The organism is Nonomuraea typhae (assembly GCF_009760925.1).
Taxonomy (GTDB): Bacteria; Actinomycetota; Actinomycetes; order Streptosporangiales; family Streptosporangiaceae; genus Nonomuraea; species Nonomuraea typhae.
The window spans coordinates 290,699-312,568 of sequence record NZ_VRLV01000004.1 but is presented as its reverse complement, the minus strand read 5'-3'; the positions used below and the strand labels follow the sequence as shown (position 1 = coordinate 312,568).

Below are 21,870 nucleotides of genomic sequence, written 5' to 3'. Positions count from 1 at the left end.
AGTCAGCGGGCGGCGCGGTTGACCGCCGAGATGATGGCCTTGAGCGAGGCGGTGGTGGTGTTGGCGTCGATGCCGACACCCCACAGGATCTGGCCGTCCACCTCGCACTCCAGGTAGGAGGCGGCCTTGGCGTCGGTGCCCGCGCTCATCGCGTGCTCGACGTAGTCCAGGACGCGCACCCGGATGCCGACCCCGGAGATCGCGTCGATGAACGCGGAGATCGGGCCGTTGCCCGAGCCCTCGACCTCGCGGATCTCCCCGTCGAGGCGGACGTCGGCGGCGATGCGGTCCTTGTCGTCCACCGTGGACTCGTGGCGGTGCGCCATGAGGCTCAGGCGGCCCCAGCGGTTGCCCGGCGTCGGGAGGTACTCGTCCTGGAAGATCTCGTACATCGCCGCCGGGGTGACCTCGCCGCCCGCGGCGTCGGTGCGGGCCTGGACGACCTTGGAGAACTCGATCTGCAGGCGGCGCGGCAGGTCGAGCTGGTGGTCGGCCTTCATGATGTAGGCGACGCCGCCCTTGCCCGACTGGCTGTTGACCCGGATGACCGCCTCGTAGCTGCGGCCGATGTCCTTGGGGTCGATCGGCAGGTACGGCACGGCCCAGGCGAAGGAGTCGACCGGGACGCCGGCCACGGCGGCGTCGGCCTCCAGGTGCTCGAAGCCCTTCTTGATGGCGTCCTGGTGGGAGCCGGAGAAGGCGGTGTAGACCAGCTCGCCGCCCCACGGGTGGCGCGGGTGCACGGGGAGCTGGTTGCAGTACTCGGTGACGCGGCGGATCTCGTCGATGTCACTGAAGTCGATCTCGGGGTCGATGCCCTGCGAGAACAGGTTCATGCCCAGGGTCACCAGGCAGACGTTTCCGGTGCGCTCGCCGTTGCCGAACAGGCAGCCTTCGATGCGGTCGGCTCCGGCCATGTAGCCGAGCTCGGCGGCGGCCACGGCGGTGCCGCGGTCGTTGTGGGGGTGCAGCGACAGCACGATCGAGTCGCGGTGGCGCAGGTTGCGGTGCATCCACTCGATCTGGTCGGCGTACACGTTGGGGGTGGCCATCTCGACGGTGGCGGGCAGGTTGATGATGACCTTGCGGTCGGGGGTGGGCTGCCAGACCTCGTTGACCGCGTCGCACACCTCGACGGCGTACTCCAGCTCGGTGCCGGTGAACGACTCGGGGGAGTACTGGTAGAAGACGTCCACGTCGCTCGCCTCGGCGAGCTTGCGTACCAGCTTGGCGCCCTCGACGGCGATGGCGGTGATGCCCTCGCGGTCCAGGCCGAAGACGACCCGGCGCTGCAGCGTCGAGGTGGAGTTGTACAGGTGGACGATGGCCTGCTTGGCGCCCTGGATGGCCTCGAAGGTGCGCTCGATCAGCTCGGGCCTGGCCTGGGTGAGCACCTGGATGACCACGTCCTCGGGGATGCGGTCTTCCTCGATGATCTGGCGGACGAAGTCGAAGTCGGTCTGGCTGGCGGCGGGGAAGCCGACCTCGATCTCCTTGTAGCCCATCGTCACCAGCAGCTCGAACATCTTGAGCTTGCGGTGGGCGTCCATCGGGTCGATGAGCGCCTGGTTGCCGTCACGCAGGTCCACCGCGCACCATCGGGGCGCCTCGGTGATCACCTTGCTGGGCCAGGTGCGGTCGGTCAGCCGGATCGGCTCGAACGGCTGGTAGCGCTGGAACGGCATGGAGCTGGGCTGCTGAGCGGTCATGTGAGGTGTCCTCTATACGGTCGGTCCGAAAGGCCGACGCGCATGGCTCGCTCCGCGACGAGGGAGCCGGCCTGTTTAGAGGCCCTCGCCGCGGCAGCTAAGAAGCAGCCCGCGCAGCATGCGTTTCACGTTAGCAGACGTCTCGCCATGGACCCTCCCCGATCTCACCTGATGAGAACAGACAGGCACGTGACACAGCCCTCCAGCTTCTCAAACTCCGAAATATCCACACTTATGACGTTAAGTCCGCGATTTTCGAGCATGCGGCGGGTCTCCGGCGCGGAGGCGGCCATGAGCACCGTGTCCTCGGCGAGCACGACCACGTGCGAGCCGGCCTCCTCCAGGGGTTCCAGCATGTCCGGAAGGTCCACACAGGCCGGGTCGCCGATCAGCGTGCCGTCGGGCAGCGCGGTCACCGCCGACTTCAGGTGCAGCACCCCGCGCAGTTCCACCGGCGCCACCCGCCGATCCGGCAGATGGGCGGCGAGCTGGGCGATGCCCTCGTCGTTCGTGCGGGCCGAGCGCCCCACGTAGACGGTCTCGCCGTTCTGCAGGACGTCGCCGCCGTCCAGCGTCCCCGGCGCCTCGATCTCCGCGATCCGCAGCCCCAGCTCCCGCACGGTCTCGGCCACGGCGCCGACCTCGGGCCGCCGCTCGGGCGCGCCCGGCCGCGTGAGTACGGCCAGCCGTCCGCAGACCACCACGGCGTCCTCGACGAACACCGCGTCGGGCAGATCGTGGGCGGACGGGACGCTCACCGGATCCCAGCCCGACTCCCGGAGCGCGCGGACATAACCCGCGTGTTGCTTGAGCCCCAGCTCGTAGTCGACCGGCTGCCGCTCGATGTGCGTGACGAGGCCCTCGGCCAACCGCGGACCCGGGTTTCTTACCAGCGCATAACCCCGCATGGGCCGAGTTCTATCACGTGAGGGTTAGAGTCGGGATCATGCAGGACAACGAGATTCTCACCAGGATCAGCGCCCTCGTCGCCGAGGAGCACGAGCTGCGTGACCGGCTGGCCGCCGGCGAGCTGACCTCGCAGGAGGAGAACACCCGGGTCAAGGAGCTGGAAGTGGCGCTGGACCAGTGCTGGGACCTGCTGCGGCAGCGCCGCGCCCGCCGGGGCATCGGGGAGAATCCGGACGAGGCGGCGGCCCGCCCGGTCAGCGAGGTCGAGGGCTACCAGCAGTAATTCGGTGGCAGAAGGACACGCTCGTGCGCTTGCCTGAGGGCATGCAGATCCAGCGCATCGATCTCGACGGCCCGCTGCGGGATGTGTACGACGCCTACCACGCGGCCACCGCCCACCGCCCCGGACCGGCGTTCTCCTTCCCCCACTATTCCTGGCTGCTACGGCGCGGCGGCTCGGGTGACCGGGTCGAGGCGTGGGCCGTGATGGACGGCGACCGGGTGGCCGGCGCCTGCGGGCTGCAGTTCCCGCTCCTCGACAACACCCATCTGACGGAGGTGTTCGAGGGGTTCACCCACCCGGACTTCCGGCGGCGCGGCGTCGCGAGGGCGTTGTTCGACCACGCCAGGCGGCGCACTCTGGCCGAGGGCCGCAGGCTGGTCGTCGGTGAGACGGAGACCGGGGGGATCGGGGCCGCCTTCATCGCCGCCATGGGCGGGGAGGCGGTGTTGTCGGAGGCCCGCCGTACCCTTGACCTGCGCAAGGCCGACTGGGCGACGCTGGAGGGCATGCTGCCCGACGTCCCCGGCTACTACCTGGAGGGCTTCACCGGGCCCGCGCCCGAGGAACTGCTGACCGACCTCGCGACGCTGATCGGCGGCATGAACGACGCGCCGCGCGGGGCGGACATCGAAGGTCTGTTCGTGGACGCCGGCCGGATGCGGGAGTTCGAGGAATCGGTGGTGCCCAGCGGGCAGGAGTCCTACGTCATGATCGCCCGGCGGGCGGCCGACGACGCGCCTGCCGGATATACGCGCATTTATCTGGATGCCGCAAGAGATGACGGGTGGGCCCGCCAGGCCGACACGGTCGTGCTGGCCGAGCACCGCGGGCACCGGCTCGGGCTGCTGCTCAAGCTCGCCAACCTCCTGTGGGTGCACGAGAGCGAGCCGCACCTGGAGCGGGTCATCACCTGGAACGCCACCTCCAACCGGCACATGCTGGCGATCAACGAGGCGATGGGGTTCGAGCTGCTCGACGAGTGGTTCACGTGGCAGGTGGCCGCCTGAGGTTTCGCCGATGTTAAGCGCAGGTTAGATATGCGCCAACTCCCCTTGTCCGAACAACCTTCGGTGGAGAGGCTCTGGCCAGCACAGACTCCCCCCTGGAGGTTTCCCATTGAGCAAGGCACGCATGCCGTGGAAAAGCGTCATCGGCGGTTCCATCGGCAATCTCGTCGAATGGTATGACTGGTTTGTCTACGCCAGCTTCGCGACCTACTTCGCGGCGTCCTTCTTCCCCAAGGGTGACTCCACCGCCCAGTTGCTGAACACCTTCGGCATCTTCGCCGTCGGCTTCTTCATGCGCCCGATCGGCGGCTGGCTCCTCGGCCGCTACGCCGACCGCAAGGGCCGCAAGGCCGCGATGACGATGACGGTCACGCTGATGTCGGCCAGCGCGCTGCTCATCGCCATCGCGCCGACCTACGACGCCATCGGCCCGGCCGCCGCCGTCGTGCTGCTCGTGGCCCGCCTGCTCCAGGGCATCTCGGTCGGCGGCGAGTACGCGGCCAGCGCCACCTACCTCACCGAGGCCACCCCGCCCGGCAGGCGCGGCTTCGCCTCCAGCTTCCAGTACGTCTCGATGACCGCCGGTCAGCTCGTCGGCCTCGGCCTGCAGATCATCCTGCAGAACTCCATGGCGGACGAGACGCTGAAGTCCTGGGGCTGGCGCATCCCGTTCATCATCGGCGCCCTGGCCGCCGCGGTCGTGTTCTACCTGCGCCGCAGCATGATGGAGACCGAGGCATACGGCGAGGAGGCCGGTTCCTCGCACGCCGGCGAGAACCGCGGCACCATCAAGGCGCTCCTCACCCACAAGAAGGAGTTCCTGCTGGTCATCGCCCTGACCATGGGCGGCACGGTCGCGTACTACACCTACACGACCTACCTGACCACCTACCTGTCGAACACCGCCGGGCTGCCCAAGTCCACGGCGTCGGCGGTCAGCTTCTGCGCGTTGTTCATCTTCATGTGCATCCAGCCGCTGGCCGGGGCGCTGTCGGACCGCATCGGGCGACGGCCGCTGCTGATCACCTTCGGCATCGGGTCCACGCTGGGCACCGTGCCGCTCATGTACGCGCTGTCGGCGGTGAGCGGGTTCTGGGGGGCGCTCGTGCTGTCGCTGACCGGCCTGCTCATCATCACCGGCTACACCTCGATCAACGCGGTGGTGAAGGCCGAGCTGTTCCCGACGAACGTGCGGGCGCTCGGCGTGGCGCTGCCGTACGCGATCGCCAACGCGCTGTTCGGCGGCACCGCCCAGTACGTGGCGCTGTGGTTCAAGAACGCGGGCATGGAGCCCGGCTTCTACTGGTACGTCGCCGGGTGCGCGGCGGTTTCGCTGGTCGTGTACTTCACCATGCGCGAGACCCGCGACGCGGCCCTGTCCCGCAGCGAGCAGGGCGTCACGGCCCGGCCGGTCCCCGAGCGCGTCTAACCTGGGCGCCATGCGAGTTCTCCTGGTCGAGGACGACGACCGGCTCGCGGCAGCACTGACCACGGCACTGTCGCGGCACGGACACGAGGTCGTCCGCGCCGCGCTGGCCGTCGACGCCCTCCGCCTGGCGGGGGGCGTCGACTTCGTCCTGCTGGACCTCGGCCTGCCCGACATGGACGGCCTCGACGTGCTGCGCAGGCTGCGGCGCAGCTCCGCCGTACCGCTGATCGTGGTGACGGCGCGCGTCGAGGAGCGCGACGTGCTGCGCGGGCTGCGCTCCGGCGCCGACGACTACCTCGTCAAACCCTTCCGTACGGCGGAGCTGATGGCGCGCATGGAGACCGTGCTGCGCCGGGGCACGCGGCCGATGCCGGTGCTCGACCAGGTGGTGACCGTCGGCGACGTGCGGATCGACCTGGGGGCGCGGCAGGTGCACGTGGCCGGGTCGCCGATCACGCTGACCCGGCGTGAGTTCGACGTGCTGGCGCTGCTGGCCCGGCAGCCGGGCGTCGTGCGCAGCCGTGAGGAGATCCTCGACGAGGTCTGGGGCGACCCGCTGCTGTCGGCCTCCCGGTCGCTGGACGTGCACGTGGCCGGGCTGCGCGCCAAGACCGGCCGCCCCGGCCTGGTCGAGACCCTGCGCGGCACCGGTTACCGGCTGGGCTCCACGGCGTGAACTCCCGGCTGGTGGTCACCTTCACCACCCTGATCGCCTTCCTCATCGCGGCGCTGGCCGTGCCGCTCGGCCTCTTCTACGCCTCCCACCGCACCAACCGGCTGCTGCTGGACCGCCGCGCCGACGCCACCCGCTTCGCCGAGCTGGCCGACCAGGCGGTGCGCGACGGCGACCACCTCGCGCTGCGCGCCGAGATCGAGCGTTACTGCGAGCTGTACGGCGCGGCCGTGCGCGTCCTCGGCCGCGACCGGAGCGTGCTGGCCGAGGCGGGCACGATGACCGCCGGCACCGAGGCGGCGGTGCGCCTGGCGCTGTCCGGCCGCACCACCGAGGAACTCCCCGCCCTGGACCCCTTCGGCCCCGCGAGCGTCCTCCTGGCCGAGCCCGCGGGCCGTGACGCCCAGCTGTCCGGCGTGGTCCTGCTGCAGGCCCGCACCGACACCGCCCGCGCCGACGTCACCCTGGTCTGGCTCGCGCTGGCCGCCGGCGCCCTCATCGCCCTGGCCTACTCGGTCATGGCGGCCAGGCGGCTGGCCCGCTGGATCCTGCGCCCGGTCACCGAACTGGACCGCACCACGCGGGCGATCGCGGAAGGCCAGCTCGACGCCCGCGCGCACCACGGCACAGGCCCGTCGGAGCTGCGCCGCCTGGAGGAACGCTTCAACGCCATGGCCGACGCCGTCTCCGGCGCGCTGGAGCGCCAGCGGGCCTTCGTGGCCGACGCCTCACACGAGCTGCGCACCCCGCTGACCGTGCTCTCGCTGCGGCTGGAGAACCTGGAGCCGCACCTGCGCGACGAGGGCTCGGCGGAGTTCCAGGAGGCGCTGGCCGAGCTCGACCGGCTGGCACTGCTGGTGGAGGACCTGCTGGCGCTGGCCCGGGTGGAGGCGGGCGCGGTGGCGGTCACCGCCGTGACCGCGCTCGCGCCGCGCCTGGCCGGGTGGCGGGAGGTGTACGCCGCCCGGGGACTCACGCTGGACGCCCCGATCCCCGAGGACGCCGTGGTGCCGGAGCCGATCGCGCGCATCGCCGACATCGCGCTGGACAACGCCCAGAAGTTCGTCCCGCCGGGGGGCACGGTCACGGTGACGCTGGACGACGGGGTGCTGCGGGTCGAGGACGACGGCCCGGGGCTCAGCGAGGAGGAGCGCGCCGAGGCCCAGGGGCGGTTCTGGCGCTCCGGCTCCCACGCCAACGTGCCGGGCAGCGGCCTCGGGCTGGCCATCGCCGCCGAACTGGCCAGGGCGTGCGGGGCGCGGCTCAGCTTGCTGCCGGCCGTACCCCATGGGCTGGTGGTCGAGGTTCAGCCGTACACCGAGCGGTAGTAGCGGGCCGCGCCCGGGTGCAGGGGGACGACGCCGGTGCCGATCGCGTAGCGGCGGTCGAGGCGGCCGCCGGGCGCGTCCGGGGCCTGGAGGCGGTCGCGGCTGGCGAACAGCGTCTCGGTGACCCGCCTGGCCAGTTCCTCGTCCAGGTCGCGGCGGCAGACCAGGTAGCTGGGGGTGCCGACCGTGGCCACCGGGGCGGCGGCGCCGTACACCTGGGCGGGGACGGCGGCGTGCTCGTACAGCGGCCCGTAGGCGCGGCGCAGGACCGGCACGAGCGCGTCGAGCCCGAGCAGGCGGATGTCCTCGAGCGCGGCCAGCGCGGGCGTGGGCACGCCGCCCGACCAGAAGAAGGCGTCCACGCGGCCGTCCGCCAGCGCCTTGACGGAGGCGTCCAGGCCGAGTTTGACCGGCCGGGCGGTGCTCAGCCCGGCGGCCCGCAGCACCCGCTCGGCGGTCACCGCGGTGCCCGAGCCCTCGGCGCCGATCGAGACCGCGCGGCCGGCCAGGTCCTTGGGCGTCATCACCGCCGAGCCGGCGCGCACGACCAGGTGCACGTAGTTCATGTACATGCGGGCCAGCGCGGCCACCGGCTGCCTGCGCACCCGCACCGCGTAGTCGGCGCTGTCGGCCAGCGCGAACGCGGCGTCGGCGCGGCCGTCGCCGAGCATGGCGAGGTTCTCCACGCTGGCGGCGGTCTTGAGCACGCTCGCCGTGAAGCCGACCCGCCGCAGCTCGGCGGCGAAGCGTTCGCCGAGCTGCCCGTACGGCCCGCCCGCCGGCCCGGTGGCCAGCCGGATCCGCCCGGTCCCGCTCTCGCCCGCCGCGCATCCGGCCACGGTCAGCCCGGCGAGGGCGAAGAGGGCACGGCGCGACAGGTTCACCTCCTCACGGTATCCGCACGCCAGGTAAAAGCGGATGATCCCCACCAGGCCCCATGGCATGCTGACCATGTGGACGAGACGGACATTCACCTTCGCATCGCCCCCGAGCTGCGGTTCTTCCTGCCCTCCGGCCGCAGGCACGACGACTGGCAGCAGGCGCCGGTGGACGGCACGTCCTCGCTGGGCCACGTGGTGGAGTCGCTGGGCATCCCTCTGACCGAGGTCGGCCCGATGACGGTCGGCGGCTCCGGCGTCGGCCCCTCCTACCAGCCGCGGCCCGGCGACGCCGTGGACGTCGCGCCGGTGCCGCGCCCGCAGCCGCTCGCGGAGGAGCCCCGCTTCCTGCTCGACGTGCACCTGGGCACGCTGGCCAGGCGGCTGCGGCTGCTGGGCATCGACACCGCCTACCACAACGACATGGACGACCCGTCGCTGGTGGTGCAGGCCAACGCCGAGCGCCGGGTGCTGCTCACGCAGGACCGCGGCCTGCTGCGCCGCCGCGCGCTGTGGCTGGGCGCCTACGTGCGCGGCACCAAGGCCGAGAGCCAGCTCGAGGACCTCCTCGACCGGTTCGCGCCGCCGCTGCGCCCGTGGACGCGCTGCACCTCGTGCAACGGCGAGCTGACCCAGGTCGCCAAGAGCGAGGTCGCGCCCAGCCTGCCGGACGGCACGCGGCGCGGCTACGACGCCTACGGCCGCTGCCGGGAGTGCGGCCAGGTCTACTGGCGCGGTGCGCACAGCGGCCACCTGGAGGAGATCGTCCAGTCTTGTCTAGACAGGAGGACCCACTTGTCCAGCTCTGAGCTGGGGTGATAGTTGTCAATCTGCGTACATCCGGGCTTTACTTTTCCCGTGGATGCTCTCTTCGGAAAGCCATCTCAAGGAGCCCCGATGCGACACCTACTCCTCCTCCTAGCCGCCGCGATCCTCACCGCCACCGCCCTGACCGTCCCCGCCCACGCCGCTCCCGACGGCACGCTGTCCCTCGGCAGCGCCACGGTGAAGCCGGGCGAACCGATCAAGCTCACCTACTCCACGCCCCGGCCCCACGCCAAGAACTGGGCCGGCCTGTACACCGAGCCCGGCAACGGCCCCGCCGGCGAGCAGTACGTCGGCCCGTCGCTGAAGTGGGCCTACACCCCCAGCGCCGCCGGTGAGGCCACCCTGCCCACCGACGGCCTGGAGCCCGGCGACTACGTCGTCTACCTCCTGGCCCAGGACGGCTACGCGTGGCTGGCCCAGCCCGTACGGCTGAAGCTGGTCAGCGCCGCTCCCCCGCACTTCGTCACCTCGCCCTTCACCCTGCGCAACGGCCGGGCCGGCCAGCCGTACGCGGCGAGCGTCGGCGGCCTGGTCAAGGGCGACACCACCGGCCTGACCTTCACCAAGAAGGCCGGCGCCGCCTGGATCGAGGTCGCCGCCGACGGCCGGGTCACCGGCATGCCGCCCGCCCGCGGCACCGCCGCGCTGACCGTCGAGGCACGCAACAGCGCCGGCCAGAGCACCGCCGCCGAGATCTCCATCCGGGTCCGCGGCTCCGGCCAGCCGCTCGTGCCCCGGCTCAACGCGCTCAGCTGGAACCTCTGGCACGGCGGCAGCCAGGTCTCCGGCGCCCGCGAGAAGCAGCTGCGCTTCCTGCTCGACCGTGACGTGGACGTGGTCGGCATGCAGGAGACCTCCGGCACCTCGGCCCGCGAGCTGGCCGAGTCCCTGGGCTGGGACTACCACCAGGCCGGTGCCGACATGGGCCTCATCAGCCGCTACCCGATCACCGCCCGCGGCCCGCTGCCGTCGCAGTCCGGGCTGGCCGGCGTCTACGCCCGCGTGCGCATCGACGAGCGCACCGGCCGCGAGCTCGTCCTGTGGACCGCCCATCTCGGCTACACGCCCTATGGGCCCTACGACGCCTGCTTCTCCGGCCGCAGCACCCGCGAGCTCCTCAGCCGGGAGGCCGAGGCCGGCCGTACCCGCCAGATCCAGGAGATCGTCGCGGCCATGAAGGACCAGCTGCGCGCGGCGAAGAGGAGCCCCGTGCTGCTGACCGGCGACTTCAACGCCCCCTCGCACCTCGACTACACCCCCAGGGCGGCGCCCTCGCACTGCGGGCGCCAGCGCGTGCCGTGGCCGACCTCGACCATCCCCGAGGAGGCCGGTCTGAGGGACTCCTACCGCGTCGCCAACCCCAACCCGGTCGCCAAGCCCGGCACCACCTGGTCGCCCCTCTACAAGACCTTCACCGGCGGCTACGGCTACGACGATCGCTCCGGCGCGCCGGAGCCGCAGGACCGCATCGACTTCGTCCACTACGCCGGAAAGCTGACCGTCGAGGCGTCGGACGCCGTCGTCGCCGGGACCCCGCGCCCCCACCCCGACCACCGCGACAACGAGTGGACCTCCGACCACGCCGCCGTCTTGACCACGTTCAGGGTCAACTGACCGATCGGGAAACCGAGCCGACACCCCTCGGAAACGCGGGGGCAACGCCCGATCTTTAGGGTCCGGGCATGCGGCTCACCTCACACGAGCAGGAGCGCCTGCTCATCCACGTCGCCGCAGGACTCGCCCGTGACCGCCGGGCCAGGGGCCTGCTGCTCAACCACCCCGAGGCGACCGCGATCATCGCCGCGTTCCTCCTGGAAGGGGCGCGGGACGGGCGCGGCGTCGCGGACCTGATGTCGGCCGGGCGAGAGGTTCTCGCCCGGTCGGACGTCATGGACGGCGTACCGGAGATGCTGGAGTCCGTCCAGGTCGAGGCCACCTTCCCCGACGGCACCAAGCTCGTCACCGTCCACAGGCCGATCCCGTGATCCCCGGCGAGTACGTCCACCCGTCCGGGCGGATCCCGCTCAACCCCGGCCGGCCGCGCGTGCGCCTGCGCGTCGTCAACACCGCCGACCGGCCCGTGCAGGTCGGCTCCCACTACCACTTCGCCGCCGCCAACCCCGGCCTGGCCTTCGACCGCGCGGCCGCGTGGGGACTGCGCCTGGACGTGCCGGCAGGTACGGCGGTGCGCTTCGAGCCGGGCATCGAGCGAGAGGTCACGCTGGTCCCGATCGCAGGCGAGCGCGTCGTCCCCGGACTGCGCCCCGAGTCGGCGGGAGCCCTCGATGCCCTCGATTCCTGAGCTGTCACGCGCCCGCTACGCCGCCCTCTACGGGCCCACCACCGGCGACCGCATCCGCCTGGCCGACACCGACCTGTTCATCGAGGTCACCGAGGACCGCTCGATGGGCCCGGCCGGGGCGGGCGACGAGGCCGTGTTCGGCGGCGGCAAGGTCATCCGCGAGTCGATGGGCCAGGGCCTGGCCACCCGCGCCGAGGGCGCCGCCGACCTGGTCATCACCGGAGCGGTCATCCTCGACCACTGGGGCGTGATCAAGGCCGACGTCGCCGTCACCGACGGCCGCGTCTCCGGCATCGGCAAGGCCGGCAACCCCGGCACCATGTCCCACGTGGACATCGTCATCGGCCCCTCCACCGAGATCCTGGCCGGCAACGGCAAGATCCTCACGGCCGGGGGCGTGGACTCGCACGTCCACCTCATCTGCCCGCAGATCCTGGACACGGCCATCGCCTCCGGCATCACCACGATCATCGGCGGCGGCACCGGCCCCGCCGAGGGCACCAAGGCCACCACGGTGACCGGCGCCTGGTACCTGGGCCGCATGCTCGAGTCTCTGGACGCCTACCCGCTCAACTTCGCCCTGCTCGGCAAGGGCAACACCGTCAGCCGCGAAGGTCTGCTGGAACAACTGCGGGCCGGGGCCTCCGGATTCAAGCTCCACGAGGACTGGGGCTCCACGCCCGCCGCCATCGACGCCTGCCTGCGCGTGGCCGACGAGACCGGCGCCCAGGTGACCGTCCACACCGACACCCTGAACGAGGCCGGCTTCGTCGAGTCGACCCTGGACGCGATCGCCGGCCGGACGATCCACGCCTATCACACCGAAGGCGCCGGCGGCGGCCACGCGCCCGACATCATCACCGTCGCCGCGCACCCGAACGTGCTCCCGAGCTCCACCAACCCCACCCGCCCGCACACCGTCAACACGCTCGACGAGCACCTCGACATGCTGATGGTCTGCCACCACCTCAACCCTGCCGTCCCCGAGGACCTCGCCTTCGCCGAATCGCGCATCCGCCCGACCACGATGGCCGCCGAGGACGTCCTGCACGACATGGGCGCCATCTCCATCATCGGCTCGGACTCCCAGGCGATGGGCCGCATCGGCGAGACCGTCATCCGCACCTGGCAGACCGCCCACGTCATGCAACGGCGGTTCGGCGAACTGCCCGGCAACCTGCGCGCCCGCCGCTACATCGCCAAATACACGATCTGCCCCGCCGTCGCGCACGGCCTGGACGCCGAGGTCGGCTCCGTGGAGGTGGGCAAACTCGCCGACCTGGTCCTGTGGTCGCCCGCCTTCTTCGCCGTCAAACCCGACCTGGTGCTGAAGGGCGGCGTGGTGGCCTGGGCCCAGATGGGCGACGCCAACGCCTCCATCCCCACGCCGCAGCCCGTGTTCCCCCGTCCCATGTTCGGCGCCTTCGGCGGCACACCCGCCGCCACCTCCCTCCACTTCGTCTCCCCGCTGGCCCTGGACGCCGGGCTGGCCGACCGGCTCCGGGTGCATCGGCGCCTGGCCCCGGCCGCCTCCGTCCGCAGGCTGGGCAAGGAGGACATGCCCCTGAACTCCGCCATGCCCAAGATCACCGTCGCGCCGGACACCTTCACCGTCACCATCGACGGCTGGCCGGTCGAACCCGCTCCCGCCGAGTCGTTGCCGCTGGCCCAGCGGTACTTCCTGTTCTGATGCACCCCGCGCTGCTCCTGCTGGCCGACTCCCGCCTGCCCGCCGGAGGCCACGCCCACTCCGGCGGCGCCGAGGCGGCCATCGCGAGCGGCCACGTCACCGGCCTGCCCTCCCTGGCCGCCTTCCTGCGCGGCCGCCTGCACACCACCGGCCGGGTCTCCGCCGCACTGGCCGCCACAGCGTGCACCCTCGCCCAGCGGTCCGGCCCTTCGGCGCCCTGGCGTGACCTCCAAGCCGAGGCCGACGCCAGAACCACCTCCCCCGCCCTCCGGCGCGCCTCCTGCCGGCAGGGCAAGCTCCTCCTCCACGTGGCCAGGCGCCTGTGGCCCGGGCTCGACGCATTGGCGGCAGCCGTACCGGAGCCGCATCACCCGCTGGCCCTCGGCGCGGCGGCGCACGCGGCGGGCGCGGCCCCCGGGGACGCGGCGCTCGCCGCCGCCTACCACTCCGTCACGGGTCCGGCCACCGCCGCCGTCCGTCTCCTGGGCCTGGATCCCGTCGAGGTCCACCGCCTGCTGGCCGGCCTGACCGGCGACCTGGCCAGGATCGCCGGTCAGGCCCACGGGTCCCCGGAGTCGCTGCCCGCCTGCTCCGCTCCCGCCCTCGACCTCCTCGCCGAACAGCACGCCAGGGCGGACCTCCGCCTGTTCGTCTCCTGAACCCCCGGAAAGGACGGCCATCATGGGCGCCGGCCACGAAGACCACCACCCCGCCCCTGCGGCACCCGGCCGCGCCCTGCGCCTGGGCGTGGGCGGCCCGGTGGGCAGCGGCAAGACCGCCCTGGTCGCCGCGCTCTGCCGCGAACTCGGTCCAGCCCTCCACCTGGGCGTGGTGACCAACGACATCTACACCACCGAGGACGCCGACTTCCTCCGAGCGGCCGGAGTCCTGGACCCGGAACGCATCATCGCGGTCGAGACCGGATGCTGCCCCCACACCGCCATCCGCGACGACATCGCCGCCAACCTCGACGCCGTCGACACCCTGGAACACCGCTTCGGCCCCCTCGACCTGGTCATCGTGGAAAGCGGCGGCGACAACCTGACCGCGACGTTCAGCCGCGGGCTGGCCGACCGCCAGATCTTCGTCCTCGACGTGTCGGGCGGCGACAAGGTCCCCCGCAAGGGCGGCCCCGGCGTCACCGCCGCCGACCTCCTGGTCGTCAACAAGACCGACCTGGCCTCTCTGGTGGGCGCCGACCTCACGGTCATGTCCCGGGACGCCGCCAAGGTCCGCGGCACCCGCCCGGTCCTGTTCACCAGCATCCGTACGGCGGGCGCCGCCAACGTGGCCACCTGGGTCACCGGCCAGCTGGAGTCCTGGCGCCACCACCCTGCCCCGGCCTGACCCGTGCCCCCGTCCACTCCACCGGCCCCGGGCCGGACGATCACGGCGGCGGCCCGGGTGGCCACCACGGCCGTCGCCGGCCGGACGGTCGTCTCGGAGCTCCGCTCGTCACCGCCTTTGACCCTGCGCCAGACGGGTCCGCACACCGTCCACCTGGTCGCCACCGCCGCGGGCCCGCTGGGCGGCGACACCCTGACCCTGGACATCGACGTGGCCCCCGGCACGTCCCTGGACGTGCGTTCGGCCGCGGCCACGCTCGTCCTGCCCGGGCAGGGGGCCTCACGCATGCTCATCACGGCTTCGGCCGGCCCCGGCGCCACCCTCCGCTATGCCCCCGAGCCCACGATCGTGACCTGCGGCGCCGTCCACCACCAGGTGGTACGGCTGTCGCTGGGCGCCGGCTCCAGGCTCACGTGGCGCGAGGAACTCATCCTCGGCCGCCACGGCGAACCCGGCGGACGCTGCCGTGCCCGCCTCGACGCGGTGTATGCCGGTGTCCCGTTGCTGCGCCAGTCGCTGGACACCGGCTTCCCCGCCTCACCGGCGGTCTACGGCACCGCCCGCTGCCTGGGCACCACTCTCCTGGCCGGCCGTACCGGGGAGGGCGCGGTGGCCGACGGCGTGGCGGTACTCCCGCTGGCCGGTCCCGGCCTCCTGGTCTCCGCCCTGGCCGACGACGCGATCGACCTGCGCCGCCGCCTCACCTGGGGCGAGTCCCGCATCTCCTAGCGATGGGCCGTCACCGCCGCCGCCGCCGCGGCCAGGACAACACCCCGAAGGCCACCACGGCCAGCGCACTGGCCAGCGCCCCGAACCACCCGAACCGGATGACCGGCGCAATCGACAAAACGCCCAGATCCACAGAAACCCGATCCGCCAGCCCCTGGGGAGCGGCCACGAACGTCACCAGCAGCACCATCGCCGCCAGCCCCGGCAGCGCGGCCAGCACCGCCCACGGCTTGCCCGTCATCAGCCCCGCCGCCCCCAGCACGACGGCCACCAGCCCGGCGAGCAGCGTGTAGACCCCGAGGCTCCCGTCAACCCCCCGGACGTCCTTGGCAACCCCGGCCCCGAGCAGATCCACCCGCGCCTCGACCCCGGCCCAGGGCAGGATCGCACAGACCACCAGCACCGCCCCGGCCACGATCACGGCCAGCGCATAGCCGCCCCGCGCCTTGCGCTCCGGCTTCCCCGACACCCGCGGCGAAAGGTAGTCGCCCACCCGATCACCATAAGCCGTCCCACCGCCCCACACCACAACCCCGGGAAGGGGAAGGACGGCCGGCGGGAGGCGCCCACACGGCCCCGCCGTAAAAGACCACCCTCCACGAACGCGCCGGAAGCGCCCCTCAGTCGTAAAAGCCCAGACGACGGAGCTGCTTCGGGTCGCGTTGCCAGTCCTTGAGGACGCTGATGCGTAGGTCGAGGTACACGCGCGTGCCCAGGAGCGCCTCGATCTGCTTGCGGGCCCGGGTGCCCACGTCGCGCAGGCGTTCCCCCTTGTGCCCGATGATGATGGCCTTCTGCGACGGCCGCTCCACGAACAGGTGCGCGTAGATGTCCAGAAGGTCGTCCCGCCCCTCGCGGGGGATCATCTCGTCCACCACCACGGCGATCGAGTGCGGCAGCTCGTCGCGCACCCCCTCCAGCGCCGCCTCCCGGATCAGCTCCCCGACCAGCACCTGCTCCGGCTCGTCGGTCAGCTGCCCGCCCTCGTACAGCGGCGGCGACACCGGCAGATGCCGGGTCAGGACCTCGGCCAGCGCGTCGAGATTGTCCCCCGAGGTGGCGGAGACGGGGACGATGTCCGCGAACTCCCCCAGCTCCGAGACGGCCAGCAGCTGCTCGGCGATCTGTTCCTTGGATGCGAGGTCGCACTTGGTGACGACCGCCACCACCGGCGTCTTCTTCACCCCCGCCAGCTTCTCGGCGATGAAGCGGTCGCCCTTCCCGATCGGGTCGCCGGCCGGGACGCAGAAGCCGATCACGTCCACTTCGGTGAGCGTGGACAGCACCAGGCTGTCGAGACGCTCACCCAGCAGGGTGCGGGGCCGGTGCAGGCCGGGGGTGTCCACGACGATCAGCTGGGAGTCGGGGCGGTGGACGATGCCCCGGATGACGCGGCGGGTGGTCTGCGGCTTGGATGAGGTGATGGCCACCTTAGTGCCGACCAGGGCGTTCATGAGCGTGGACTTGCCGACGTTCGGCCTCCCCACGAAGCAGGCGAATCCGGCGCGATGGTTGTCTGGCGAAGTCACATAGTTGATTGTGGCCCATCAGCCACCGTGCTGCCGCCACCAGGTGAACGCGTCGGGCAGCACGTGGGGTGACCACGGGCTCATGTCGAGGCCGCCCAGGTCCTCCTCGTTCGCCCAGGTGAAGCCGGTGATCTCGGCTCCGTCGGGCACTGGGTCGGCCGCGCCGGTCAGCACGCAGGCGTAGGCGGCGATCACGTAGGCGACCTCGTGGCCGTTGGGGTAGTGGGTGCGGAAGTCCGGCCCGCCGTACACGCCGATGAGTCCGCGCACCGCGATGGTCACCGACAGTTCCTCGGCCAGTTCGCGGACGACGGCGTCCTCGGGCCGCTCGTCGGGGTCGATGCCCCCGCCGGGCGTCGCCCAGGTGCCGACGTCGCCGTGGCGGGCCACCAGCAGGCGCCCTTCGGCGTCGAACACGCAGCCGGTCACCGACGGCAGCACCAGCAACCGGCCGCCCACCGCCGCCCTCAGTTCGGCCAGGAACGGCGACATCGCCATGTCGTCAGCCCCTCACCTGGCCGTCGGGCCCGGCCACCAGCAGGGTCCCGCCGAGCTCCCGCACCAGCGCCGCGTCGTGGTCCGCGGCCGGCTCGCCGGCGGTGACCAGCGCGGCGGCCTCCAGCGACGCCGCGCCGCTGGAGATCGCCATGGCCACCGCGACCTGCAGCGCGGAGAGCGTGAGCGAGGTGAGCGCGACGTTGGTGGCGGAGTAGGTGCGTCCGGTCTCGTCGCGTACGGCGGCGCCTTCACGTGCGCCGGTGCGCGCCCTGGCCGCCCGCGCCAGGGTAATGATCTTGCTGTCTTCGGGATCGAGAGTCACGGGAGTCTAGGTTAGGCCCTGGTCATCCCGAGCACCGACTGCGCCAGTTGTTCGGTCCGCCGGGGATCCACCTGGTTCATCCCGGTGTGCACGAGCGAGAGCAGGGTGTCCCCTTCGCGGACCAGCAGGACGTTCAGCGCGTAGGGGTAGCCGTTGAGCCGCCCGGTCAGCGTTGCGGCCACCGCCTCGTCCCCGACGCCGCCGACCGGGCGCGTCCGCACGCGCAGCTCGGTCCCGGCGCCGGTGTCGACCGCGTGACAGGACCGCAGGGCCTTGCCCAGGTCGTCGATGTGCCAGGCGGCCTCTTCGCCGGAGTACCTGGCCAGCCCGACCCCCGCCGTCTCGCCGAGCGCGTTGCCCGGATAGCTGGCCGCGGCCTGCGCGGTGAGCGCCCGCTGCGGCGCCCGGCCCTCCGCGGGAGCGAGTACGGCCCGGCAGTCGCGGTCACCCGCGGCGAACGGCGTCTTCCAGGGTTGCTGGGCCCGTGCCGTGAACCCCTCGGGCAGCCGGGGATCCTTGTTCAGAATCTCCCGAAGCCGCACCTGAGCCTGCTCGTCGATGTCCGGTCCGGCCGAGTTGCCCCCGCAGGCGACCAGGCCGGCCATGAGCAGCGCGGCGGCGATGATCCGCAGTCCCCGTTCCATGGTTTCCCCCCGGACTGCGATCTCCCCCAGCGGCGAATGCGGCAATCCACCAGAGTCACCAATAACCGGTCAGATCCCTATGGAGACGCTTAAGGGTGCCCTCGCCCGGTTTATCGGACGAGAGCACCCTTTTACGCCGAGCAACGTCCGATCGGCTAGCTGATCGAGACGTTGCCGTCCCCCCAGGGACTCCCCTCGCGCCGCGAACCCCACCCGGCGTCCAGGTCCTCCCCCTCAGACACCCACCGCACTGGGCGTCTGTGAACAGATTGGAGCACGTCGCTTGCATTTCGCTTGTAGAACACTTGATACGACTTTGTACGACTTTTCACGCTTGCTGACCTGGGCCTTCACTCCTGCCCGGCCTCGTCGCCGGCCTCGGTACCGGACCGTCGCACCACGACGGTACTGATCCGGTTGCGCCGCCCGGCCAGGCTCTCGGCCGTCAGTTGCAGACCTGCCACCTCGGCGTGCGAGCCGGCGATCGGCACCCGGCCCAGCGCGTGGGCGAGCAGCCCGCCGACGGTCTCGACGTCGTCCACCTCGATCTCGGTGTCGAACAGCTCACCCAGCTCGTCCACCGGCATGCGGGCGGTCACCCGCATCGCGCCGTCGGACATCGCCTCGACCCGGGGCGCCTCCTGGTCGTACTCGTCGGTGATCTCGCCGACGATCTCCTCCAGGACGTCCTCGATCGTGACCAGCCCGGCGGTCCCGCCGTACTCGTCGATGACGATCGCCAAATGGATCCGCCTGGCCTGCATCTCCCGCAGCAACTGGTCGGCCGGCTTGGACTCCGGCACATAGGTCGCCGGGCGCATGATCGACTCGACCTTGTCGGTGCCCTCGCCGCTTTCGTGCACGCGCCGGGTGATGTCCTTGAGGTAGGCGATGCCGATGACGTCGTCCTCGTTCTCCCCGACCACCGGGATGCGCGAGAAACCGCTGCGCAGGTGCAGGGAGAGCGTCTGGTCCAGCGTCTTGCCGCGCTCGATGAAGACCATGTCGGTGCGCGGCACCATCACCTCGCGCACCAGCGTGTCACCGAGCTCGAAGACCGAGTGGATCATCTCCCGCTCGTCCGGCTCGATGACCCGGCGCTCCTCGGCCAGGTCCACCAGGTCGCGCAGCTCGGCCTCGGAGGTGAACGGGCCCTCCCGGAAGCCCTTGCCCGGCGTCAGCGCGTTGCCGAGCAGGATGAGCAGCTTGGGCAGCGGGCCGAAGATCTTGGTCAGGCCGTAGACGACGGGCGCGCCGGCCAGCGCGATCGGCTCGGCGTGCTGGCGGCCCAGCGTGCGGGGCATGACGCCGACGATCACGTAGCTCACCACGATCATGACCGCGGCGGCGCTCACGTAGGCCCAGCCCTGATCGCCCTGAACGTCGATGAACAGCAGCGTCACGATCACCGTGGCGACCAGCTCGCAGCTCAGCCGCAGCAGCAGGAGCAGATTGAGGGAGCCGGACGGGTCGGTGACGATGTCCTGCAGCCGTTTGGCCCCCCGCTTGCCCTCGCGCACGAACTCCTCCGCCCGCACCCGGGAGATGCGGGTCAGCGCGGTCTCCGCGCTGGCGATCAGGCCGGCGATCACCACGAGGACGATGGCCAGAGGCAACCAGCCGTTCACCGCTGGACGCGCACCTCTTTCCACGACGCGAGAAGCTGGGCCTGCAGCCCGAACATCTCCTTGTGCTCCTCTGGCTCGGCGTGGTCGTAGCCGAGCAGGTGGAGGATGCCGTGCGTGCACAGCAGCTCCAGTTCCTCACGGGCGCTGTGGCCGGCCTGCTCGGCCTGCCTGGCCGCGACCGGCGGGCAGAGCACGACGTCGCCGAGCAGCCCGGGGTCGGCCGGGCTCTCGGAGTCGCCGCGCGCCCCGCCGCCGGGGCGCAGCTCGTCCATCGGGAAGGCGAGCACGTCCGTGGGACCGGGCTCGCCCATCCACTTCTCGTGGAGGTCGGCCATGGTGCCCTCGTCCACGATCAGGATGGACAGCTCGGCGAGCGGGTTGATGCCCATCTCGCCGAGCACGTGGGTGGCGAGGGCGACGAGCCGTTCCTCGTCGACCTCGTCACCCGACTCGTTGTTGATCTCTATGGTCATCGGCGCGGCCCCCGCTGCTGCCTGTTGACGGACTTCAGCTCCTGCTGCTTCTCCGCGTCGTAGCGGCCGTAGGCGTCGACGATGTCGCTGACGAGCCGGTGGCGCACCACGTCGACGCTGGTCAGCGTGGCGAAGTGGATGTCGCGGATGTCCGAGAGGATGCCCTGCACGACGCGCAGGCCGCTCTCGGTGCCCGAGGGAAGGTCCACCTGGGTGATGTCGCCCGTCACCACGATCTTGGAGCCGAAGCCCAGCCGGGTGAGGAACATCTTCATCTGCTCGGGCGAGGTGTTCTGCGCCTCGTCGAGGATGATGAACGCGTCGTTGAGGGTACGGCCGCGCATGTACGCCAGCGGGGCGACCTCGATCGTCCCCGCGGCCATGAGTTTGGGGATGGTCTCGGGGTCGAGCATGTCGTGCAGCGCGTCGTACAGAGGACGGAGGTAGGGGTCGATCTTCTCGTAGAGCGTGCCGGGCAGGAAGCCCAGCCGCTCGCCCGCCTCGACCGCCGGCCGGGTGAGGATGATCCGGTTGACCTTCTTCTCCTGCAGCGCGCGCACCGCCTTGGCCATGGCCAGATAGGTCTTGCCGGTGCCGGCGGGGCCGATGCCGAACACGACCGTGTGCTTGTCGATGGCGTCGACGTAGCGCTTCTGGTTGGCCGTCTTGGGGCGGATGGTCCGCCCCCTGGAGGACAGGATGTCGAGCGAGAGCACTTCGGCGGGCCGCTCGGAGGTCATCTTCATCATCGCGATGCTGCGCTCGACGGCGTCGGGCGAGAGCTCGCCGCCGTTGCGCAGCACCTCGACCAGCTCCTCGAACAGGCGCACCACGGCGCCGCTCTCGTCGGGGGTGCCGGTGATGGTGATCTCGTTGCCCCGGACGTGAATGTCGGCCCGGAAGGCGCCCTCGATGACGCGCAGCAGCTCGTCACGGGAGCCCAGGAGGCTGACCATCGGGTATTCGTCCGGGATCAGCACCTTGGCCTGAGTGCGCGAGGGAGGTGCCGCTCGTCGGGTTTCGTGTAGTTCGGACATGGGTCAGGCCCTAGGGCCTGATGCCTCCCGGTCTCATTTCGGGGTGTATCTTCTCTGGCCCCATCGTAGCCGGGAGCTGCCAGAAGGCTCGCGTCAATATCAGCCGGGCGGCCAGGTCAGGTTGCGCCCGCCGAGAACATGGGCGTGCACGTGGAAGACCGTCTGCCCGGCGCCGGGGCCGGTGTTGAACACCACGCGATAGCCGGTCTCGGCCACGCCCTCCCGCACGGCCACCTCGTGGGCGGTCTTGAGCACGTCGTCGGCCAGCCCGTCGTCGGCCACGGCCAGCTCGGCGGCGTTGGCGTGATGCTCCTTGGGAATGACCAGCACGTGCATGGGCGCCTGCGGGTTGATGTCGCGGAAGGCCAGGGTGCGGTCCGTCTCGAGGACGACGTCGGCGGGGATCTCCTTGGCCACGATCTTGCAGAAGAGGCAGTCGGTCACGGGAGTACCCTAGCGAGGCGACCCGTTGCCAATCGGTAATCCGGCGTACCGTGCGCCGGGTGATCCCTGCGGTTAGGGTTTGTGTGCGACACTTCAGCACAATAAGACAAAACTGGCTCGGTCGAGGCCACCTGGCGAGGACACGACTGGGTAATGCACCCCAAGGAACCGGGAATTCCTCCA

25 protein-coding genes are annotated in these 21,870 nt (G+C 71.4%); 13 read left to right on the top strand and 12 right to left on the bottom strand.

The window, feature by feature from the left end:
• Positions 1-2 precede the first annotated feature (2 nt).
• Both leuA and ddaH read right to left on the bottom strand, forming a co-directional pair.
• A complete protein-coding gene (gene leuA / locus FVE25_RS17455; protein ID WP_157248007.1) occupies positions 3-1,709 on the bottom strand; it encodes a 2-isopropylmalate synthase in 1,707 nt (568 codons plus the stop codon).
• 164 nt (positions 1,710-1,873) lie between these two features.
• Positions 1,874-2,617, bottom strand: coding sequence for a dimethylargininase (gene ddaH, locus FVE25_RS17450; RefSeq protein ID WP_157248006.1), 744 nt, complete (start codon positions 2,615-2,617; stop codon positions 1,874-1,876).
• Between the two features lie 38 nt (positions 2,618-2,655).
• Between ddaH and FVE25_RS17445 the strand changes: the two genes are divergently transcribed.
• The 5 genes from FVE25_RS17445 to FVE25_RS17425 all read left to right on the top strand — a co-directional run bounded on the left by FVE25_RS17445 (position 2,656) and on the right by FVE25_RS17425 (position 7,338).
• The gene (locus tag FVE25_RS17445; RefSeq protein ID WP_157248005.1) at positions 2,656-2,901 is read left to right on the top strand and encodes a DUF2630 family protein; all 246 of its coding nucleotides are present in this window, start codon (positions 2,656-2,658) and stop codon (positions 2,899-2,901) included.
• 23 nt (positions 2,902-2,924) lie between these two features.
• Entirely contained in the window at positions 2,925-3,908 is a 984-nt protein-coding gene (locus FVE25_RS17440; protein WP_157248004.1) for a GNAT family N-acetyltransferase, read from the top strand.
• Between the two features lie 109 nt (positions 3,909-4,017).
• Complete coding sequence (locus tag FVE25_RS17435) at positions 4,018-5,337, top strand: MFS transporter (protein ID WP_219825528.1); 1,320 nt, start codon at positions 4,018-4,020, stop codon at positions 5,335-5,337.
• A 10-nt stretch (positions 5,338-5,347) separates the two neighbouring features.
• Positions 5,348-6,013, top strand: coding sequence for a response regulator transcription factor (locus FVE25_RS17430; RefSeq protein ID WP_157248003.1), 666 nt, complete (start codon positions 5,348-5,350; stop codon positions 6,011-6,013).
• Positions 6,010-7,338: a sensor histidine kinase gene (locus tag FVE25_RS17425; protein WP_157248002.1), complete on the top strand. Its 1,329-nt coding sequence runs from the start codon at positions 6,010-6,012 to the stop codon at positions 7,336-7,338. Before FVE25_RS17430 ends, FVE25_RS17425 begins: the two co-directional genes overlap by 4 nt.
• On the opposite strand, the gene FVE25_RS17420 is transcribed toward FVE25_RS17425, so the two are convergent.
• Entirely contained in the window at positions 7,317-8,222 is a 906-nt protein-coding gene (locus tag FVE25_RS17420) for a TAXI family TRAP transporter solute-binding subunit (RefSeq protein ID WP_246267121.1), read from the bottom strand. The genes FVE25_RS17425 and FVE25_RS17420 overlap by 22 nt on opposite strands.
• 69 nt (positions 8,223-8,291) lie before the next feature.
• On the opposite strand from FVE25_RS17420, the gene FVE25_RS17415 reads away from it, so the two are divergent.
• The 8 genes from FVE25_RS17415 (at position 8,292) to FVE25_RS17380 (ending at position 15,112) form a co-directional block, all read left to right on the top strand.
• On the top strand, positions 8,292-9,035 hold the full coding sequence (locus FVE25_RS17415) for a Mut7-C RNAse domain-containing protein (protein WP_246267119.1): 744 nt from the start codon (positions 8,292-8,294) through the stop codon (positions 9,033-9,035).
• A gap of 78 nt (positions 9,036-9,113) precedes the next feature.
• The gene (locus tag FVE25_RS17410; RefSeq protein ID WP_157248001.1) at positions 9,114-10,658 is read left to right on the top strand and encodes an endonuclease/exonuclease/phosphatase family protein; all 1,545 of its coding nucleotides are present in this window, start codon (positions 9,114-9,116) and stop codon (positions 10,656-10,658) included.
• Between the two features lie 68 nt (positions 10,659-10,726).
• Entirely contained in the window at positions 10,727-11,029 is a 303-nt protein-coding gene (locus FVE25_RS17405; protein WP_157248000.1) for an urease subunit gamma, read from the top strand.
• Entirely contained in the window at positions 11,026-11,346 is a 321-nt protein-coding gene (locus tag FVE25_RS17400; protein ID WP_157247999.1) for an urease subunit beta, read from the top strand. The genes FVE25_RS17405 and FVE25_RS17400 overlap by 4 nt, the downstream gene beginning before the upstream one ends.
• Entirely contained in the window at positions 11,339-13,036 is a 1,698-nt protein-coding gene (locus FVE25_RS17395; protein WP_157248362.1) for an urease subunit alpha, read from the top strand. Before FVE25_RS17400 ends, FVE25_RS17395 begins: the two co-directional genes overlap by 8 nt.
• The gene (locus FVE25_RS17390) at positions 13,036-13,695 is read left to right on the top strand and encodes an urease accessory protein UreF (protein ID WP_157247998.1); all 660 of its coding nucleotides are present in this window, start codon (positions 13,036-13,038) and stop codon (positions 13,693-13,695) included. Before FVE25_RS17395 ends, FVE25_RS17390 begins: the two co-directional genes overlap by 1 nt.
• 22 nt (positions 13,696-13,717) lie before the next feature.
• The gene (gene ureG, locus FVE25_RS17385; RefSeq protein WP_157247997.1) at positions 13,718-14,383 is read left to right on the top strand and encodes an urease accessory protein UreG; all 666 of its coding nucleotides are present in this window, start codon (positions 13,718-13,720) and stop codon (positions 14,381-14,383) included.
• 57 nt (positions 14,384-14,440) lie between these two features.
• Positions 14,441-15,112 carry an urease accessory protein UreD gene (locus tag FVE25_RS17380; RefSeq protein WP_246267118.1) on the top strand — a complete coding sequence of 224 codons (672 nt, stop codon included), beginning with the start codon at positions 14,441-14,443 and terminating at the stop codon, positions 15,110-15,112.
• Positions 15,113-15,122: 10 nt separating this feature from the next.
• On the opposite strand, the gene FVE25_RS17375 is transcribed toward FVE25_RS17380, so the two are convergent.
• The 9 genes from FVE25_RS17375 to FVE25_RS17335 all read right to left on the bottom strand — a co-directional run bounded on the left by FVE25_RS17375 (position 15,123) and on the right by FVE25_RS17335 (position 21,687).
• Positions 15,123-15,605 carry a hypothetical protein gene (locus FVE25_RS17375; RefSeq protein ID WP_157247996.1) on the bottom strand — a complete coding sequence of 161 codons (483 nt, stop codon included), beginning with the start codon at positions 15,603-15,605 and terminating at the stop codon, positions 15,123-15,125.
• Between the two features lie 127 nt (positions 15,606-15,732).
• Entirely contained in the window at positions 15,733-16,641 is a 909-nt protein-coding gene (gene era / locus FVE25_RS17370) for a GTPase Era (protein WP_246267116.1), read from the bottom strand.
• 18 nt (positions 16,642-16,659) lie between these two features.
• Positions 16,660-17,139 carry an NUDIX domain-containing protein gene (locus FVE25_RS17365; RefSeq protein WP_157247995.1) on the bottom strand — a complete coding sequence of 160 codons (480 nt, stop codon included), beginning with the start codon at positions 17,137-17,139 and terminating at the stop codon, positions 16,660-16,662.
• 4 nt (positions 17,140-17,143) lie between these two features.
• Entirely contained in the window at positions 17,144-17,461 is a 318-nt protein-coding gene (locus tag FVE25_RS17360) for a cytidine/deoxycytidylate deaminase family protein (protein WP_157247994.1), read from the bottom strand.
• 11 nt (positions 17,462-17,472) lie between these two features.
• Entirely contained in the window at positions 17,473-18,105 is a 633-nt protein-coding gene (locus tag FVE25_RS17355; protein ID WP_157247993.1) for a hypothetical protein, read from the bottom strand.
• Positions 18,106-18,455: 350 nt separating this feature from the next.
• Entirely contained in the window at positions 18,456-19,733 is a 1,278-nt protein-coding gene (locus FVE25_RS17350; protein ID WP_157247992.1) for a hemolysin family protein, read from the bottom strand.
• Positions 19,730-20,206, bottom strand: coding sequence for an rRNA maturation RNase YbeY (ybeY, locus tag FVE25_RS17345; RefSeq protein WP_157247991.1), 477 nt, complete (start codon positions 20,204-20,206; stop codon positions 19,730-19,732). Before ybeY ends, FVE25_RS17350 begins: the two co-directional genes overlap by 4 nt.
• Positions 20,203-21,243 carry a PhoH family protein gene (locus tag FVE25_RS17340; RefSeq protein ID WP_157247990.1) on the bottom strand — a complete coding sequence of 347 codons (1,041 nt, stop codon included), beginning with the start codon at positions 21,241-21,243 and terminating at the stop codon, positions 20,203-20,205. Before FVE25_RS17340 ends, ybeY begins: the two co-directional genes overlap by 4 nt.
• A gap of 99 nt (positions 21,244-21,342) precedes the next feature.
• Complete coding sequence (locus FVE25_RS17335; RefSeq protein WP_157247989.1) at positions 21,343-21,687, bottom strand: histidine triad nucleotide-binding protein; 345 nt, start codon at positions 21,685-21,687, stop codon at positions 21,343-21,345.
• Positions 21,688-21,870 lie beyond the last annotated feature (183 nt).

Bases quoted from the DNA above. Each gene is read 5' to 3' on its own strand.
- leuA (WP_157248007.1), bottom strand. From the start codon at position 1,709: ATGACCGCTCAGCAGCCCAGCTCCATGCCGTTCCAGCGCTACCAGCCG.
- ddaH (WP_157248006.1), bottom strand. From the start codon at position 2,617: ATGCGGGGTTATGCGCTGGTAAGAAACCCGGGTCCGCGGTTGGCCGAG.
- FVE25_RS17445 (WP_157248005.1), top strand. From the start codon at position 2,656: ATGCAGGACAACGAGATTCTCACCAGGATCAGCGCCCTCGTCGCCGAG.
- FVE25_RS17430 (WP_157248003.1), top strand. From the start codon at position 5,348: ATGCGAGTTCTCCTGGTCGAGGACGACGACCGGCTCGCGGCAGCACTG.
- FVE25_RS17410 (WP_157248001.1), top strand. From the start codon at position 9,114: ATGCGACACCTACTCCTCCTCCTAGCCGCCGCGATCCTCACCGCCACC.
- FVE25_RS17405 (WP_157248000.1), top strand. From the start codon at position 10,727: ATGCGGCTCACCTCACACGAGCAGGAGCGCCTGCTCATCCACGTCGCC.
- FVE25_RS17390 (WP_157247998.1), top strand. From the start codon at position 13,036: ATGCACCCCGCGCTGCTCCTGCTGGCCGACTCCCGCCTGCCCGCCGGA.
- ureG (WP_157247997.1), top strand. From the start codon at position 13,718: ATGGGCGCCGGCCACGAAGACCACCACCCCGCCCCTGCGGCACCCGGC.
- FVE25_RS17365 (WP_157247995.1), bottom strand. From the start codon at position 17,139: ATGGCGATGTCGCCGTTCCTGGCCGAACTGAGGGCGGCGGTGGGCGGC.
- FVE25_RS17355 (WP_157247993.1), bottom strand. From the start codon at position 18,105: ATGGAACGGGGACTGCGGATCATCGCCGCCGCGCTGCTCATGGCCGGC.
- ybeY (WP_157247991.1), bottom strand. From the start codon at position 20,206: ATGACCATAGAGATCAACAACGAGTCGGGTGACGAGGTCGACGAGGAA.
- FVE25_RS17340 (WP_157247990.1), bottom strand. From the start codon at position 21,243: ATGTCCGAACTACACGAAACCCGACGAGCGGCACCTCCCTCGCGCACT.